Source organism: Actinomadura vinacea (genome assembly GCF_039532545.1).
GTDB classification, from domain to species: Bacteria; Actinomycetota; Actinomycetes; order Streptosporangiales; family Streptosporangiaceae; genus Spirillospora; species Spirillospora vinacea.
Window position 1 is genome coordinate 75,393 of the sequence record NZ_BAAARW010000016.1, and the last position, 14,785, is coordinate 90,177.

The window sequence follows — 14,785 nt, forward strand, 5'->3', positions numbered from 1 at the left end:
TCATGTCAGTATGCTGACATCCACGTTATGTCAGACTACTGACATGGAGCAAGAGACAGTCGGCGATCTAGAGCTATCTGTGGGCTACGTCCTCAAACAGGTGCACGCCTCACTGCGCACCGCGATGGACGAAGCCCTGCGGCCACTGGACCTGACCGTTCCCCAATACGCGTGCCTCGAGCTGCTCGGCCAGAACCCCGGGCTGTCCAACTCCGAACTCGCCCGCCGCGCCTTCGTCACCCGCCAGTCGATGAACCTCGTCCTACGCCGGCTACAAGAGCGCGGCCTGCTCACCCGTCCTGATCAGGCACCCCATGGGCGAGCGCTGCCCACCGAACTCACCCAGGACGGCCAGACGATACTGCGCAAGGCCAGCGTGGCCGCCCGCGCCGTCGAAAAGCAGCTGTTCTCACCCTTGTCCCGGGAGCAGCAGCTCCGACTACGTGAGGACCTCGCCGCATGCGTGGCCCCTTCCCCCACAAGCTAGGCCCGCGCCTGTCAGAACCACGTCGTCACACCACCGGTGTCGAAACCGGCCGACATGCCGCTGTATGGATCTCTCCTGCTGTCGAACCTCATCGACAAATGGTGTCGGTCGGTTCTGACCGACAAAGCCACGAGGCTCCGCCGATGTCCACCCGGCCCCGACCATGATCGTTCTCACCGATAACCGCTGTACCGATGTTCCCCGAGGCCGAACGACGCGCCAGCCCTCGCCGACGAGCGCCAGGCCAAGCGTCTCCAGGAGTTCAGCGTCGCTCATGTGCTGCCCCCGACACCGGGCATGCGGGGCTCAGGCCGGGCGCACCGGCCGAGACAGGCGCCGACTCCGATCTGGGCCACACAGGCAGACGGCTGTCTGAGGGTTTCGGGTCGTCCGACCTCCGGGTCGACACGGAACCCGGGCACATGCCCGCGCAGCTCGTCCCATCTGGTTACGACGGGCCACGCGGGCGACGGCGGCCAGGGAGCGGTACCGACCTACAGGTCGAGCTTGCCGGCCTTGACCTCGCGCAGCAGGCCCGCGAAGGACTCCGCAGGAAAAGCCAGCTTCGGCCCCGCCGGATCCTTGGAGTCACGTACGCCAACGCGGGCTTCCAGCTTGGCCACCTCGACGCATGCCCCTTGCTCGTTGTCGGTGTACGACGACTTACGCCACTCAGCCATCGATGCCCTCTCTGATTTTGTGGAGCACGGCCAGCGAATCGACCTCGTTCAGGGCCTTGTCGCTGATCCGGTCGAAGCTTGTACGGTACCCAGCTATCTCTCCGGGGTCTTCGATCAGTCTGCCAGGCCCCACGGTCGATGTGTACGGGTGATCCAGCCCGTCCGGAGTCGTGTAGATCAGGAACGATCCGTCGCGGCCGTCGTGCGGGCCCGCCCTCAACTCCACCACGCGAATCGTGAAGTCGGCGGCCATAGCGATCAGGCGCTCCAACTGGGCACGGTGCACCTCAGGACCGCCCACGGGCAGTTCCAGGGCGGAACGGTCGATGATGGCGCGCACGAGTGGGGGCGGTGTCCGCTGGAGCATCTCCTGGCGCCTGATCCGTGCCTGGACCGCCTCCTCTGCATCCGCCCTCTTGGCCGCGAGGAAGGCCGCTCGGGCGTACTCGGAAGTCTGGAAGAGCGCGGGCACCCAGCCGAGCGACCAGATGCGGGCCTGGGTCGCGACCTCGGCGATGGCGTTGATCTTTTCGCCCCAGTCGGAGTCGTGGCGCGATTTGGCCAGCCGGATGATGCGCCCGAGGTGGTCCCCGAGCTCCCAGGCTCGATCGATCTTGTCCGCGTCCTTCTCCTGGAGCTTCGATTCACCTGCCTCGATTTTCGAGATCAACGAGCGATCCTTTCCGAGGAGCTCGGCGACGTCCCTGTGGCTGGCTTCGCGCGCCTTTCACTGTTTCTGCAGCTCAATGGCGGCCCAGTCGAACATGTTGCGGTCGGGGTCGAGAATTCTCGCGTTGCCGGACATGGACCCTCCTGTTCTCGGAGAAGGTGAATTTCTTGAATTCACCTTCACAAGCTAAGGCTTGGCGGGGCAGTCTGTGGCGCAGACCACAGAACGGGGAGTAACGAGATGACTCCGAAGGATTACCGGAACGAGAGGGTGCCGTTCATCAGCCCGCAGGACCCGCTGCCGGAGATGCCCGAGCCCACAGGACGGTGGGGAGCGCCGTTCATCACCTACAGGGGCGGGCAGTCGGTCTGGACGGCCTGGCGGCGCCATCCCCTGACCGCCGCCGAGAGCGGGGCCGGGCTGACCCGGAACGTCTTCGGCGACACCGGGGAAGAGGTCAGGGAGAAGATCCGCGAGCAGGACGACAAGGCCGACGGGCTGTCGCCGCATCACTCGTACCGGAGCCCGACCCCGTGAGGCCCTGGGGAACCGCTCTCATTGAGGGCATTGTGTGGATGATCGCCCTGGCTGCTGGGTTCTCGTTCGCAGGTGGCCTGGTCGGCGCTTGGTTCCATTCGAGGCTACATCGCTGCCATCCGGGCCGCCATGGAATCCCTTCAAGCCGCTCCAGGAAGGCGGCGGTGGAACAACGCCCGCGCCCTGCTTCCAGAGGGCCGATCTCCTCCGGGGGCGGGGCCGAGCCTCCCCCCGCCTCCCCCGCCCCCGGAGGCTCCGCCTACACGTCCCCGAGGACCTGGCGGCAAGGCTGAGGGCGCGCTCCCTGGGAGCGGGCGACCGTACGACGTTCAAACCCGCGGTCCCGGGAAGCCCCACCGACCCGGGACCGCGGAGTCACCATGGACGGCACGGGCGCCGCGCGCCAGCGCTCACCGAATGGTCGGACATGTGCCGCTTTGCGGTGTTCGGACAGATGTCGCGGGTGGGCCGCACTCCCGCATACGGAAGCCCCGGTGTTCGGTTCAGCGGGCTTGGCGCCACCCGGTGAACGGGATTCGGTTCGGGGTCCTTTACGGTGCTCTCAGGTGTCCGATCCCGGGAGGAATACCGGATGGCGCAGCTCGACCTGGCGACACTGCACGAGGCGATCGCCGCCGCCGTGCCCGACCGTGAATGCCTGATCTGGCGGGACCGCAGGATGACCTGGCGCGAGGTCACCGAACGGACCCGGCGGCTGGCGCACGTCCTGCACTCCCACGGCCTGGGGGTGCACGGCGACCCGGCCGCGGCCCGGCCCTGGGAGTCGCCGCACGACCATATGGCGCTCTACCTGCACAACGGCCCGGAATACCTGGAAGGGCTGCTCGGCGCGCACAAGGCCCGAGTGGCCGCGTTCAATGTCAACTACCGGTACGTGGACGACGAGCTGGCGCAGCTGTTCCGCGACTCCCGGCCCCGGGCCGTTCTGTACCACGCCCGTTTCGCCGACGTGATCGGCCGGGTGGCGCGCCTGCTCGACCCGGCGCCGCTGCTCATCCAGGTCGCCGACGACTCCGGGCACGAGCCGCCGCCCGGCGTGCTCGACTACGAGACCGCCCTGGCCGAGGCTCCCGAAGAACCTCTGGACGGCGTCCACCCTTGTCCGGACGACCTGCACATCCTCTACACCGGCGGAACCACCGGCCTGCCCAAGGGCGTGCTGTGGCGGATCGGTGACCTGATCGCCGGTCCGCTCGCCCTCCGTGAGGACGATCTCGGCGCCGCCGTGCGGGCGGCCGCCGAGGCCGACGGCCGAGTGCTGATCGGGCCGCCGCTCATGCACGGCGTGGGCACCTGGTCGGCGCTCGGCGGCTGGTGCGCCGGGGCGTGCGTGATCTTCCCCGACCGGGTGGACGGCCTGGATCCCGACGACCTGCTGACCACCGCGGCCCGCGAGCGCGCCACCAGGATGCCGCTGGTCGGCGACGCGTTCGCGCGGCCGCTCGCGGACGCGGTGGAGCGCGGCGACCACGATCTGACCGCGCTCCGCACGATGGTCAACTCCGCGGCGGCGATCGACCCGGGCGTGGAGCGGCGGCTGCTGGCCGGGATGCCCAACGCCCGGATCACCGACGTGCTGGGCTCGTCCGAGTCGGGCTTCCAGGTCACCCGGCGCGGCACCGGGAACCGCCCGTTCCGGCCCGCGGACGGGACGACCGTCCTCAACGCCGACCTCACCCGGCGGCTGGAGCCGGGTGAGGCGGAGGTGGGCTGGCTGGCCAAGGGCGGCGCGATCCCGCTCGGCTACCTCGGCGACGCCGAGCGCTCCGCCGCCACCTTCCGTGTGGTGGACGGCGAGCGGCTGGTGATCGCGGGCGACCGCGCCCGGCTGCTGGCGGACGGCATGGTCGAGGTGCTCGGCCGCGAGGCGACCGTGATCAACACCGGTGGCGAGAAGGTGTTCGCCGAGGAGGTCGAGGCGGTGCTGCGCGCCCTGCCCGGGGTGGCCGACGCGCTGGTCGTGGGCCGTCCCAGCGAACGCTGGGGGTCGGAGGTGGTGGCGGTGCTGCGGCCCGCGGCCGCGCCCGGCGACGACGACCTGCGGGCCGCGTGCGCGGAGCGGCTGGCCCGCTACAAGATCCCGAAGGTGTTCGCGCGGACCGACCGGTCGCTGCGCCTCCCCAACGGCAAGGCGGACTACACCGCGGCGCAGGAGATCATTGCCCTATGCCGGACCTGAGTTCCCTGCTCGCCGACCTGACCGCCGAGGGCGAGTCCCTTGACGAGTTGGCGGCCGCGGCGCCCGACTGGACCGTCCCGACGCCCGCCGAAGGCTGGACGATCGCGCACCAGATCGCCCACCTGGCCTGGACGGACCGGCAGGCCGTCGTCGCGGCCACCGATCCGGACGCGTTCGGCGAGCTCCTCGCCGGAGCGACCGCGCGCCTTGTCGACGAGAGCGCCGCCGCGGGCGCCGCGGAGAAGCCCGCCGACCTGCTGGAACGCTGGCGCGCCGGCCGTCGCGAGATCATCTCGGCGCTGGCCGCGGTGCCGTCCGGGACGCGGCTGCCCTGGTTCGGGCCGCCGATGAGCGCGGCGTCCATGGCCACGGCGCGGATCATGGAGACCTGGGCGCACGGCCAGGACGTGGCCGACGCGCTGGAGGCCGTCCGGGAGCCGACGGCGCGGCTGCGGCACGTCGCGCACATCGGGGTCCGGGCCCGCGACTTCGCGTTCCGCAACCGCCGCCTGGAGCCCCCGGCCGAGGAGTTCCGGGTGGCGCTGGCCGGGCCGGGCGGCGAGGAGTGGACCTGGGGGCCGGACGGCGCCGCGCAGTCGGTCACCGGGCCCGCGCTGGACTTCTGCCTGCTGGTGACGCAGCGCCGCAACCGCGCCGACCTGGCCGTCACCGCCCATGGCCCGGACGCCGTCCGCTGGCTCGAGGTGGCCCAGGCCTTCGCCGGCCCGCCCGGCGGCGGACGGCCGCCGAGGGGTTGACCGCATTTTGGCGTTAGCCTCCGGCGCCCACGGACATGTCATGGGCATGACGATCCTCATCGCCTACGACGGGTCGGAGGACGCCCGCGCCGCCATCGCCTACGCGGGGGCCCACGTCCGGCCGGAACCGGCCGTCGTGGTCACCGTCTGGGAGCCGCCGCTGACCCGGCTGGCCTCGTCGGTGATCGCCATGGAGGCGGTGCCGCTGCCGGACGAGGGCGAGCAGTTGGAGGAGGACCGGCAGGCCACGGGCGTGGCGCAGCAGGGCGCCGACCTGGCGATCGCCGCCGGGCTGCCCGAGGCGACCGCACGCGCCGAACCCGGCGCCGGCCCGGTCTGGGCGACCGTCGTGGACGTCGCCGAGGAGCTGGACGCCTCCCTGGTCGTGCTCGGCTCGCGCGGTCTGTCGGCGATCGGGTCGCTGCTGCTCGGCAGCGTGTCGCACCGCGTGCTGCACCACGCGCGCCGCCCCGTGCTCGTCGTCCCGCCCCGCCACCGCTAGTCAGGTTGTGATGGCCTGCTCGAATGCCTCGTAGGCGTCCTGGGTGAACAGCACGAACCGGGCGTCGTTGATTTTCGTGGGGGTGGACCGGACGGTGTGCACCGCTATCCGCGCCGCGTCGTCCACCGGCCACCCGTAGATCCCCGCCGACACCGCAGGGAACGCGATCGACTCGATGCCCAGCTCGTCGGCGATCCGCAGCGCCTCGCGGTAGCAGGAGGCCAGCTGGTCGGAACGGTCCTCGGCGGCGGAGTAGACCGGGCCGACGGTGTGGATCACCCAGCGGGCGGGCAGCCGCCCGGCCGTGGTCGCCACCGCCTGCCCGGTCGGCAGGCCGCCCCCGTAGTGGGACGCGCGGAGCTTGCGGCAGTCGTCCAGGATCTCCGGGCCGCCCTTGCGGTGGATGGCGCCGTCGACGCCGCCCCCACCGAGCAGCGTGGAGTTGGCCGCGTTGACCACCGCGTCCACCTCCTGCTCGGTGATGTCGCCCTGGACGAGACTTATCCGCATACCCGGTGTCCTTCTGTCGGCCGAACCCTGGCAATGCTGAAGCCTGCTCTGCGACAGCGCGGCGTAAACCCGTTCGTCGCACCGTGGTCAGGGCGCGGTCGGCGAGCCCCGCTCAGTCGTTGTGATCGGTGTCGGCGAGGATCTTGCCGGTGGCGGCGTCCACGTTCAGCCCGCGCTGCCCGCCGCCCGATTCGGTCACGTCGACCTCCCAGTAACGGCCGTCCTCGAACTCGACCGAGGTGACCTTGCCGGGCGCGGGGCGACGCGCGACCCGCGATCGTGCTGGGCGACCTGACCGTCGACCCGGCGTCCCGGCGGGCCCGGCGCGGGGAGGCGGAGGTGGAGCTGACCGCCAAGGAGTTCGCGGTGCTGGAGCACCTGGCGGCCAACGCGGGCCAGGTGGTGTCCAAGGCGCAGATCATCGAGCATGTCTGGGACTTCGCCTACGACGGCGACCCGAACATCGTCGAGGTGTACGTGAGCGCGCTGCGGCGCAAGATCGACGCGCCGTTCGGGCGCCGCTCCATCGTCACCGTGCGCGGCGCCGGCTACCGCCTGGCCGCCGACGGCGGACGGAGGTGATCGGGGTGCGATCGGTCCGGGCGCGCACGACGGCGGGCGCCACCGCCGTGGTCGCGGGCGCGCTGATCGTCGCGGGGCTGGCCGTGGTGCTGCTGCTGCGCGCCAACCTGGCCGGGCAGGCCGGTCTCCAGGCCGAGGTGGCCGCGCGCGAGGTGGCCGCGCAACTGGCCGCCGGCACGTCCTACGACCGGCTGGAGCTTCCCGACGCCGAGGAGCACCCGGTCCAGGTGATCGACTCCCGTGGCCGCGTCCGCGCCGCCGGCGACGATCTGCGGGCCGTCCACGCCGCCACGCCGGACGGCGACGACGATGACGAGCGCGACATCGGGCACGCCACCGGGACGGCGACCGTCGACGACGGCACCGGCGACTACCGCTTCGCCTACCTGCGGGTGTCCACGCCCGGCGGCGAGACGGTGACGGTGCGGGCGGGCGCGGGACTGTCCACCAGCCGGGAGGCGGTCGGGACGGTCGCCCGCGCGATGCTGTTCGGCCTGCCCGCCCTGCTGGCCGTGGTCGCCGCGGTCACCTGGCTGGTCACCCGGCGCGCGCTGCGCCCGGTCGAGGCGATCCGCGCCGAGATGGCCGCGATCACCTCCTCCGGCGACCTGGCCCGCCGCGTCCCGGAGCCGGGCTCGCGGGACGAGGTGGCCGATCTGGCGGCCACCACAAACGCCACCCTCGCCACGCTGGAGGAGTCGGTGGCGCGGCAGCGCGGCTTCGTCGCCGACGCCTCGCACGAGCTGCGCAGCCCGATCGCTTCGCTGCGGACGCAGCTGGAGGTGGCCACCGCGCATCCCGAGCTGCTGGACTTGCCCGGGCTGACCGACGACGTCGTGCGGCTCCAGCATCTGGCCGCCGACCTGCTGCTGCTGGCGCGGCTGGACGCGGGCGACCGGCCGTCCCCGGCCGAGTCGGGCCGGCCCGTGGAGCTGGCCGACCTCGTCCGCGAGGAAGCGGCGAGGCGCGCCACGGTCACGGCGGAGGTGACGGCCGAGCCGCGCACGCCGGGTCCCCGCGGGCGGGTCGGGCGCGTCCTGGGGAACCTGCTCGACAACGCGGAACGGCACGCCGCGGGTGTTGTCCTCCTCACATTGACGGAGCGGGACGGGCGGGCGGTGCTGCGGGTCGAGGACGACGGACCCGGTGTGCCGGCGGCGGATCGGGAGCGGATCTTCGAGCGATTCGTCCGTCTGGACGACGCCCGCGCACGCGATGAGGGCGGTGCGGGCCTCGGCCTCGCCATAGCGCGTGACCTGGTTCGGGCCCAAGGGGGTACGCTCGCGGTGGGTGAGGCCCCCGAAGGGGGAGCGCTCTTCGAGGTGCGGCTGCCGCTATTTGATTGAAGGCTGTACCACGAAGAGTGGGACATCGATGACCGTCCGTGGTCCACTGGAACCGGCGAGTGCACGTCGAACTCGCCGGAAGTCTGCCTAAGCTGCCAGTTGGGACGACCACAATGGTGTGCAAATCGTGGAGGTACCCCCCTTGAAGATTCTCGTCGCCGGAGCGACCGGCGTGGTGGGACGCCGGCTGGTCCCGTTGCTCGTCCAGGCGGGCCACGAGGTCGCCGGGACGACCCGCCATGCCGAGCGCGCCGGGTCCATCGCCGACCAGAACGCCCGGCCCGTGGTCGTCGACATGCTCAACGCGAAGGCGGTGCGCAAGGTGGTCGCCGCCGCGCGGCCGGACGCGGTCATCCACCAGCTCACCGACCTGGCCGACGAGGACTTCGCGGCCAACTCCAAGTTGCGCGTGCACGGCACCCGCAACCTGGTGGAGGCGGCCGGGAAGGCCGGGGTGGAGCTGATGATCGCGCAGAGCATCGCCTGGTGCTACGTCCCCGGCGAGCGGCCCGCGGTGGAGAGCGACCCGCTGGACACCACGCTGCCCCCGTACGAGGGGATCAGCGCGCTGGAGGAGACCGTCGCGAGGATGCCGCGCGGCGTCGTGCTCCGCTATGGAGCGCTTTACGGTCCGGGCACGTGGTACGCGCCGGACGGGGCGATCGCCGAGCGGGTGCGCGCGGGCAGCCTGCGCCCGGCGCCGTCGTGGACGTCCTTCGTGCACGCCGACGACGCGGCCTCGGCGGCGCTGGCAGCGCTGGACTGGCCGGCCGGGCCGGTCAACATCGTCGACGACGAGCCCGCCATGACGGCCGACTGGCTGCCGGTCTACAGCGCGGCCCTGGGCGCGCCCATGCCGGGCGCGGGGCGGCACGCGGCCACCATCGGCCGTCCGGTGTCGAACGCCAAGGCGCTGAGCCTGGGGTGGAAGCCGCAGGTGCCGTCCTGGCGCACCGGCTTCGCGGACATGGGCTGAGTCAGGAGAGCTGGAACGACCGCTTGGCAAGGCCGTGCCAGAAGCCGTCGATGACGGCTCGCCGCTCCTCGCCGTCGGCGGCGCCCAGCGCGACGAACAGCGGGGCGAAGTGCTCGGTGCGGGGGTGCGCGATCTGGGCGGCGGGCGCCTTGGCGCGGAAGTCGAGCAGCGCGTCCACGTCCCCTGAGCGCACGGCCTGGTCGGCCCACTCGTCGAACTCGGCCGACCACCCGGGCGGGGGTGCGTCGGGGCTGGGACCGATCGCGCTCAGATTGTGGGTGGTGAAGCCGCTGCCGACGACGAGGACGCCCTGGTCGCGCAGCGGGGCCAGGCCGCGGCCGAGGTCGTACAGGCGCTGGGGTTCCAGCGTGGGCATCGACATCTGCAGCACGGGGATGTCGGCCTCGGGGTACATCTCGGCCAGCGGGACGTAGGCGCCGTGGTCGAGTCCGCGCTGCTCGTCCTGGTGCAGCCCGGGGATGAGTCTGCGCAGGTCGTCGGCCAGCTCGGGGGCTCCGGGGGCGTCGTACCGGACTTCGTAGTACCGGCGCTCGAAGCCCCAGAAGTCGTACACCAGCGGGACGGGCCGGGTGGCGCCGATGCTGAGCGGCGCCTCCTCCCAGTGCGCCGACACCATGAGGATCGCGGCGGGCCTGGGCAGCCCGGCGGACCAGCGGGCCAGCTGGCGCGTCCACACGGCGTCGTCGGCCAGGGGCGGCGCCCCGTGGCTGAGGTAGAGCACCGGCATCCGGCTCATCGCACCTCCAACGATTGAAAGTTCAAGAGTCCATGATACTTGAGCATTCAATAATTCGCTAGACTGGGTGCCATGACCCGCTGGCTGGACGACGAAGAGCAGCAGACCTGGCGCGCGTTCCTGTGGACCTCCCGGCTCCTGACCGAGGCCCTGGACCGCCAACTCCAGCGCGACTCGGGCATGCCGCACACCTACTACGTGATCCTGGCGATGCTGTCGGAGGCCCCCGGGCGCGCGATGACCATGACCGAGCTGGCCGCGATGACCCGCTCGTCCCCGAGCCGCCTGTCACACGCCGTCGCCCGCCTGGAGGAATCCGGCCGCGTCCGCCGCGTCAAGCCGCCGAACGACCGCCGCACCACCATCGCCGAACTGACCGACGCGGGCTTCGCCCTCCTGGAGGAAACCGCCCCCGGCCACGTGGCGGAAGTCCGCCGCCACCTGTTCGACCCGCTGACCCGCCAGGAGGTCCTCCAGCTGAGGGAGACCCTCAAGACCCTCCTGGCCAAACTGGACCCGGACGGTCAAACCCCAGACATCTTCGGCGAGTCCACCACCTAGGAAGGACCGAGCCTTGGAGATCGTCAAGAAGACCGGCCCGCCGACCGGGCTGCGCCGCACGCTGTGGCGGCTCCCCATCCGGCTGTACCGCATGGGGCTGGGACCGGTGCTGGGACGCCGCATCATGCTTCTCACCCACACCGGCCGCGTCTCGGGCCGGCGGCGCCAGGTCGTCATCGAGGTCGTCCAGCGCGACGAACACGGCTACGTGGCGGCCTCCGGGTTCGGGCCGCGCGCGGACTGGTACCGCAACGTCATGACCGACCCCGACGTCACCGTCCAGATCGGCGGGAAGATCCTCAAGGCGACCGCCACGCCGATCCCGACCGACGTGGGCGCCGAGATCATGGCGACGTACGCGTCGCGCCACCCGGTCGCGGTCCGGCGGCTGTGCAAGCTCATGGGCTTCGCGGTCGACGGCGGCGTGGACGATTACCGCGAGGTCGGCCGACGCATCCCATTCGTACGGTTCACGCCCCGCACCACTGGCATGTCAGGCGCGTAGGCCGGCACGTCGAGCCGGGGGCGGCGGAGACGCGCCCCGGAGTTCCAGCACCGCCCGGCCGGGCAGAAGTCGGTTGTCGACCCTGGCGAACAGATCATTCACGACCGAACAGGTTGTTGAAAGGAGCTGTGATGGGACTGGGCAGGCTGCTGCACGCTCACACCGACGCCGGCGGGACGATCGATCACCCGCGCGCCTACGAGCTCATGGCGGAGATCGGCTACCTCGGGCGCCGCCGGGAGGTCTTCACCCGGCTGGCCGCGCTGTCGGGGGTACGGCCGGGCCACCAGGTGCTGGACGTCGGCTGCGGCACCGGCTACCTGACCCGGATCATGGCCCCGGTCGTCGGCCCGGCCGGGCGGGCGACCGGCATCGACCCGTCCACGCCGATGATCGAGTACGCCCGGCGGCGCGCCCCGGGCAACTGCTCCTACCTGGTGGGAGAGGGCCAGGCGCTCGAACTGCCCGACGCCGCCTTCGACGTGGTGGTGTCCAGCCTGGCCGTGCACCACATGCCGTCCGCCGCGCGCGGCACCGCCATGCGGGAGATGTTCCGGGTGCTGCGACCGGGCGGCCGGCTGCTGATCGCCGAATTCCGCCCACCGGCCAATCCCCTGCTCACCCGCCTGGTAGCGCTCCTGTCGGGCCCGGCGATGCGGCACAGCCCCCAGGACCTGCTCGGCGACCTGATCCCCGAAGCCGGATTCCAGGTCCATGACAAGGGCGACCTGCCGGTCATGCTGGCCTACGTGCGGGCCTCACGACCCGCCGCCTGAGACGACGACCTCGCGCGAGTCGGCGTCCGGATGGGCGGCGGCCATCAGTCGCTCGCCCTCCTCGACCAGCTCGGCCTCCGGGGCCGGGGCGAAGAGGTCGACGCGCAGCGTCACCGCGCGGCGCTTCCGCTCCATCTTCCACATGCCGTGGACGAAGCCGTCCACCAGCACGGTCGCGCGGATGATCCCGTTCACCGTGAAGACCCGCGCGCGGTGCTCCGCGGTGATGATCCGCGCCCGGTCGGCGTGCGAGAGCAGCAGGTTGTCGAAGTCCGGGACGTACCGGACGGGCGCCGGCACCGAGGGGTCGGGACGCGGCGCCCCGGGCAGGTCGTAGAGGGTCCGGCCGTTCTCATCGCGGAACGTGACGAGCTCGGCGCCGAGCCGTTCCACCACCTCGCCAAGGCGGGTCAGCCCGGACCAGTGCTGCGCGTCCTGGACGGTCGCCGGCCCGAACGCCGCCAGGTAGCGCAGCACCAGCCCGTCCACCGACGGTTCGGCGTCCAGTGGACGGCCCAGCCAGGTCTCCAGGGTCGTGTGCCGGGCGATCCCGCTCGCGCCCCAGATGCCGCGCGGCGGCACCTGGACCAGCGGGAGCCTGAGGCGGACGGCCCAGGCGAGCAGCTCGGGGTCCGGCCAGCGCTCGGCCAGCATCGCCCGCAGCTCCTTGTCGGTACGGGGCTCCTCCTCCAGGAAGCGGCGCGCGGCGTCCTGTACGGGCTCCAGGTCCACGTTCTTGATCGCGCCGCCCCGCCCGCTCAGCAGGTAGCGGTCGAGGACCGGCTGGATCAGCGGGCGGATCGCCGCCGCGTCGCGGGCGCTGACCAGGTGCAGGGTGCCCCGCATGAGCACCGTCCGCAGCGCCCGCCGCTCGGTCGTCAGCTCGGCCAGCTCGCCGAACGCGAAGTCCTCCAGGCGGCTCCACAGGCCGACGTACGGCGGGTTGGGCGCCTGCGACTGCAGGCCGACCAGGCGCTCGATCGCTTCCAGCGCGGGCAGCCGGTGCCGCCGCAACAGCATCTGCCGTGCCAGCAGCGCCCGATTGAGCGCCCGCCTTCCGAGCACCGGTTCAGTCGTTGTCTGAGGCGCCGCCAGGTCCATGCGCTCATCATCGCCGATCCGGGGCGTTGACGGACGACCCCACATGAACGTATGTTCATGAACATGTGTTCATATCAAGTGGTGAACGAGGGGCAGGCGGCGGCCTGGAACGGGTACGAGGGGCGGCACTGGGCCGACCACGACGCCCGCTACGACGCCGTCAACAGCGGTTTCAACGAGTTCGTCCTGGACGCGGCGGGGATCGGCGGGCGGGACCGGGTGCTCGACATCGGGTGCGGCAACGGCCAGCTCACCCGCCAGGCGGCCCGGCGGGCCGGGGCGGCGATGGGCGTCGACCTCTCGCTGCCCATGCTGGAAAGGGCCCGGGAGCGGGCGCGCGAGGAGGGCGTCGGGAACGTCCGGTTCGAGCAGGGGGACGCGCAGGTCTTCCCCTTCGAGCCGGGCGGGTTCGACGTGGCGCTCAGCCGGTTCGGGATCATGTTCTTCGCCGATCCGGTCGCGGCCTTCGGCAACGTCCGGTCGGCGCTCGGGGACGGCGGCCGGCTGGCGTTCGTGTGCATGACCTCGCACCAGGGCACCGACCTGGGCACGATGTTCGGAGCGATGGCCCCGCACCTGCCGACTCCGACCGGCGAGGACGGGACCGGCCCGACCTCGTTCGCCGACCCGGCGAGGACCGGGGAGGTGCTCGGCGAGGCCGGGTTCCGGGACGTCACGAGCACGTACGTGGAGGCCGAGCAGGTCTGGGGACGGGACGTCGCGGACGCGGTCGGGTTCCTCGGCGCCTGGGGCCCGGTCAAGTACCACCTCGGCCTCGTCGATCCGGAGTCGGCGGCGAAGGCGCGCGAGGCCCTGGCGCGGGTCCTGGAGGGTTTCGAGCGGGACGGCGCCGTCCGGACGCGCGGCACGGCGTGGCTGGTGACGGCGCGATGCTGAAGCGGGTCGTGATCTTCGGCGGGTACGGGGCCGTGGGACGGGAGGCGGCCAAGGTCCTGGCGGTGTGGTTTCCCGAGATCGTGGTCGCGGGGCGCGACCTGGCGAAGGCGCGGGCCGTCCCGGGCGCGGTCCCGATGCGCGTCGATCTGCGCGACGACGGCGGGATGTGGCGGGCCCTGGACGGGGCCGATGCCGTGCTGATGTGCGTCGACGAGGGCAACGCGCTGGTCGCCGAGGCGTGCCTGGAAAGGGGCGTGCACTACGTCGACGTGTCCGCTTCGGAGGACGTGCTCGCGCGGGTCGGGCGCCTCGGATCGGCGGACGCCACCGCCGTGCTGGGCGTGGGCCTGGCACCGGGCGTCACGAACCTGCTGGCACGGCTGTGCGGCGGGGCTGAGGTCGACGTCGGGGTGCTGCTCGGAACGGGCGAACGGCACGGGCGCGCGGCCGTCGAATGGACGCTGGACGCGTTGCGGGAGGTCGGACCGTCGTGGCGCATGCGGTTCCCCGGGCCGTTCGGGAGGCGCACCGTCCACCGCTTCCCGTTCCCCTCGCTCGGCGCCGCGGGCGTCCGGACGGGCCTGTGCCTGGACTCCCGCGTCCTCACGGCGCTGTTCACGGGCCCGGTGGCGCGGCTCGCGCGGACGCGGAAGGGACGTGCCGCCGCGCTGGGCGTGCTGACCCGGGTCCATGCCGGCGGCGACCGGTTCGCCGTCGTCGCCACCGCGCCGGACGGCCGCACCGTCTCGTTCGGCGGCCGCAGCCAGAGCAGGGCGACGGGGCTGGCGGCGGCGCTGGTGCTGCGGAGCCTCCCGGACATGCCGGCGGGCGTGCACGCCCTCGACCGGGTCGTCGAGCCGGGCGCCTTCCTGCGCGAGCTGTCAACCTACGGTTTCGACCTTGATGGCACGCTAGGGTGGCGCGACTTCAGCTGATCTTG

Annotated in this window: 18 protein-coding genes; 13 read left to right on the plus strand and 5 right to left on the minus strand. The window is 72.1% G+C overall.

Annotated elements, in window-relative coordinates:
* The first annotated feature begins 43 nt into the window (after nt 1-43).
* Complete coding sequence (locus ABD340_RS21625) at nt 44-487, plus strand: MarR family winged helix-turn-helix transcriptional regulator (RefSeq protein WP_344591087.1); 444 nt, start codon at nt 44-46, stop codon at nt 485-487.
* 494 nt (nt 488-981) lie between these two features.
* Here ABD340_RS21625 and ABD340_RS21630 read toward each other — a convergent pair whose 3' ends face one another.
* Entirely contained in the window at nt 982-1,167 is a 186-nt protein-coding gene (locus ABD340_RS21630) for a DUF397 domain-containing protein (protein ID WP_344591089.1), read from the minus strand.
* Complete coding sequence (locus tag ABD340_RS21635; protein ID WP_344591091.1) at nt 1,160-1,837, minus strand: DUF5753 domain-containing protein; 678 nt, start codon at nt 1,835-1,837, stop codon at nt 1,160-1,162. The genes ABD340_RS21630 and ABD340_RS21635 overlap by 8 nt, the downstream gene beginning before the upstream one ends.
* A gap of 240 nt (nt 1,838-2,077) precedes the next feature.
* Between ABD340_RS21635 and ABD340_RS21640 the strand changes: the two genes are divergently transcribed.
* From ABD340_RS21640 to ABD340_RS21655, 4 genes are all read left to right on the plus strand, one after another.
* Nucleotides 2,078-2,374, plus strand: a complete 297-nt coding sequence (locus ABD340_RS21640; protein WP_344591093.1) for a hypothetical protein — start codon at nt 2,078-2,080, stop codon at nt 2,372-2,374.
* A 592-nt stretch (nt 2,375-2,966) separates the two neighbouring features.
* The gene (locus ABD340_RS21645; protein ID WP_344591094.1) at nt 2,967-4,574 is read left to right on the plus strand and encodes an AMP-binding protein; all 1,608 of its coding nucleotides are present in this window, start codon (nt 2,967-2,969) and stop codon (nt 4,572-4,574) included.
* On the plus strand, nt 4,562-5,332 hold the full coding sequence (locus ABD340_RS21650) for a TIGR03084 family metal-binding protein (protein ID WP_344591096.1): 771 nt from the start codon (nt 4,562-4,564) through the stop codon (nt 5,330-5,332). The genes ABD340_RS21645 and ABD340_RS21650 overlap by 13 nt, the downstream gene beginning before the upstream one ends.
* 40 nt (nt 5,333-5,372) lie before the next feature.
* Nucleotides 5,373-5,834: a universal stress protein gene (locus ABD340_RS21655; protein ID WP_344591097.1), complete on the plus strand. Its 462-nt coding sequence runs from the start codon at nt 5,373-5,375 to the stop codon at nt 5,832-5,834.
* On the opposite strand, the gene ABD340_RS21660 is transcribed toward ABD340_RS21655, so the two are convergent.
* The gene (locus tag ABD340_RS21660; protein WP_344591099.1) at nt 5,835-6,344 is read right to left on the minus strand and encodes an O-acetyl-ADP-ribose deacetylase; all 510 of its coding nucleotides are present in this window, start codon (nt 6,342-6,344) and stop codon (nt 5,835-5,837) included. It lies immediately after the preceding gene.
* 279 nt (nt 6,345-6,623) lie between these two features.
* On the opposite strand from ABD340_RS21660, the gene ABD340_RS21665 reads away from it, so the two are divergent.
* The 3 genes from ABD340_RS21665 (at nt 6,624) to ABD340_RS21675 (ending at nt 9,248) form a co-directional block, all read left to right on the plus strand.
* Complete coding sequence (locus ABD340_RS21665; RefSeq protein ID WP_344591101.1) at nt 6,624-6,926, plus strand: winged helix-turn-helix domain-containing protein; 303 nt, start codon at nt 6,624-6,626, stop codon at nt 6,924-6,926.
* A 5-nt stretch (nt 6,927-6,931) separates the two neighbouring features.
* On the plus strand, nt 6,932-8,272 hold the full coding sequence (locus ABD340_RS21670) for a sensor histidine kinase (protein WP_344591102.1): 1,341 nt from the start codon (nt 6,932-6,934) through the stop codon (nt 8,270-8,272).
* A gap of 142 nt (nt 8,273-8,414) precedes the next feature.
* The gene (locus ABD340_RS21675; protein ID WP_344591103.1) at nt 8,415-9,248 is read left to right on the plus strand and encodes an NAD-dependent epimerase/dehydratase family protein; all 834 of its coding nucleotides are present in this window, start codon (nt 8,415-8,417) and stop codon (nt 9,246-9,248) included.
* Nucleotide 9,249: 1 nt separating this feature from the next.
* Here the strand turns inward: ABD340_RS21675 and ABD340_RS21680 are convergent, their stop codons facing one another.
* Nucleotides 9,250-10,005, minus strand: coding sequence for a dioxygenase family protein (locus ABD340_RS21680; RefSeq protein ID WP_344591105.1), 756 nt, complete (start codon nt 10,003-10,005; stop codon nt 9,250-9,252).
* Between the two features lie 72 nt (nt 10,006-10,077).
* Between ABD340_RS21680 and ABD340_RS21685 the strand changes: the two genes are divergently transcribed.
* From ABD340_RS21685 to ABD340_RS21695, 3 genes are all read left to right on the plus strand, one after another.
* Entirely contained in the window at nt 10,078-10,566 is a 489-nt protein-coding gene (locus ABD340_RS21685; RefSeq protein WP_344591106.1) for a MarR family winged helix-turn-helix transcriptional regulator, read from the plus strand.
* Between the two features lie 13 nt (nt 10,567-10,579).
* Entirely contained in the window at nt 10,580-11,071 is a 492-nt protein-coding gene (locus ABD340_RS21690; protein WP_344591108.1) for a nitroreductase family deazaflavin-dependent oxidoreductase, read from the plus strand.
* Nucleotides 11,072-11,202: 131 nt separating this feature from the next.
* On the plus strand, nt 11,203-11,847 hold the full coding sequence (locus tag ABD340_RS21695) for a class I SAM-dependent methyltransferase (protein ID WP_344591110.1): 645 nt from the start codon (nt 11,203-11,205) through the stop codon (nt 11,845-11,847).
* On the opposite strand, the gene ABD340_RS21700 is transcribed toward ABD340_RS21695, so the two are convergent.
* Nucleotides 11,830-12,912 (minus strand): winged helix DNA-binding domain-containing protein, encoded by a 1,083-nt coding sequence (locus ABD340_RS21700; protein WP_344591112.1) that lies wholly within the window; start codon nt 12,910-12,912, stop codon nt 11,830-11,832. The two genes, ABD340_RS21695 and ABD340_RS21700, sit on opposite strands and share 18 nt — an antisense overlap.
* 99 nt (nt 12,913-13,011) lie before the next feature.
* Here ABD340_RS21700 and ABD340_RS21705 point away from each other — a divergent pair, with 99 nt between their 5' ends.
* The gene (locus ABD340_RS21705) at nt 13,012-13,845 is read left to right on the plus strand and encodes a class I SAM-dependent methyltransferase (protein ID WP_344591114.1); all 834 of its coding nucleotides are present in this window, start codon (nt 13,012-13,014) and stop codon (nt 13,843-13,845) included.
* Nucleotides 13,839-14,780, plus strand: a complete 942-nt coding sequence (locus ABD340_RS21710; RefSeq protein WP_344591115.1) for a saccharopine dehydrogenase NADP-binding domain-containing protein — start codon at nt 13,839-13,841, stop codon at nt 14,778-14,780. Before ABD340_RS21705 ends, ABD340_RS21710 begins: the two co-directional genes overlap by 7 nt.
* Nucleotides 14,781-14,785: the final 5 nt, after the last annotated feature.

What these genes read in the sequence shown, in the direction of transcription:
- ABD340_RS21625 (WP_344591087.1), top strand. Translation starts at nt 44, where the DNA reads ATGGAGCAAGAGACAGTCGGCGATCTAGAGCTATCTGTGGGCTACGTC.
- ABD340_RS21630 (WP_344591089.1), bottom strand. Translation starts at nt 1,167, where the DNA reads ATGGCTGAGTGGCGTAAGTCGTCGTACACCGACAACGAGCAAGGGGCA.
- ABD340_RS21645 (WP_344591094.1), top strand. Translation starts at nt 2,967, where the DNA reads ATGGCGCAGCTCGACCTGGCGACACTGCACGAGGCGATCGCCGCCGCC.
- ABD340_RS21695 (WP_344591110.1), top strand. Translation starts at nt 11,203, where the DNA reads ATGGGACTGGGCAGGCTGCTGCACGCTCACACCGACGCCGGCGGGACG.
- ABD340_RS21650 (WP_344591096.1), top strand. Translation starts at nt 4,562, where the DNA reads ATGCCGGACCTGAGTTCCCTGCTCGCCGACCTGACCGCCGAGGGCGAG.
- ABD340_RS21680 (WP_344591105.1), bottom strand. Translation starts at nt 10,005, where the DNA reads ATGAGCCGGATGCCGGTGCTCTACCTCAGCCACGGGGCGCCGCCCCTG.
- ABD340_RS21710 (WP_344591115.1), top strand. Translation starts at nt 13,839, where the DNA reads ATGCTGAAGCGGGTCGTGATCTTCGGCGGGTACGGGGCCGTGGGACGG.
- ABD340_RS21705 (WP_344591114.1), top strand. Translation starts at nt 13,012, where the DNA reads ATGTGTTCATATCAAGTGGTGAACGAGGGGCAGGCGGCGGCCTGGAAC.
- ABD340_RS21640 (WP_344591093.1), top strand. Translation starts at nt 2,078, where the DNA reads ATGACTCCGAAGGATTACCGGAACGAGAGGGTGCCGTTCATCAGCCCG.
- ABD340_RS21655 (WP_344591097.1), top strand. Translation starts at nt 5,373, where the DNA reads ATGGGCATGACGATCCTCATCGCCTACGACGGGTCGGAGGACGCCCGC.
- ABD340_RS21685 (WP_344591106.1), top strand. Translation starts at nt 10,078, where the DNA reads ATGACCCGCTGGCTGGACGACGAAGAGCAGCAGACCTGGCGCGCGTTC.
- ABD340_RS21660 (WP_344591099.1), bottom strand. Translation starts at nt 6,344, where the DNA reads ATGCGGATAAGTCTCGTCCAGGGCGACATCACCGAGCAGGAGGTGGAC.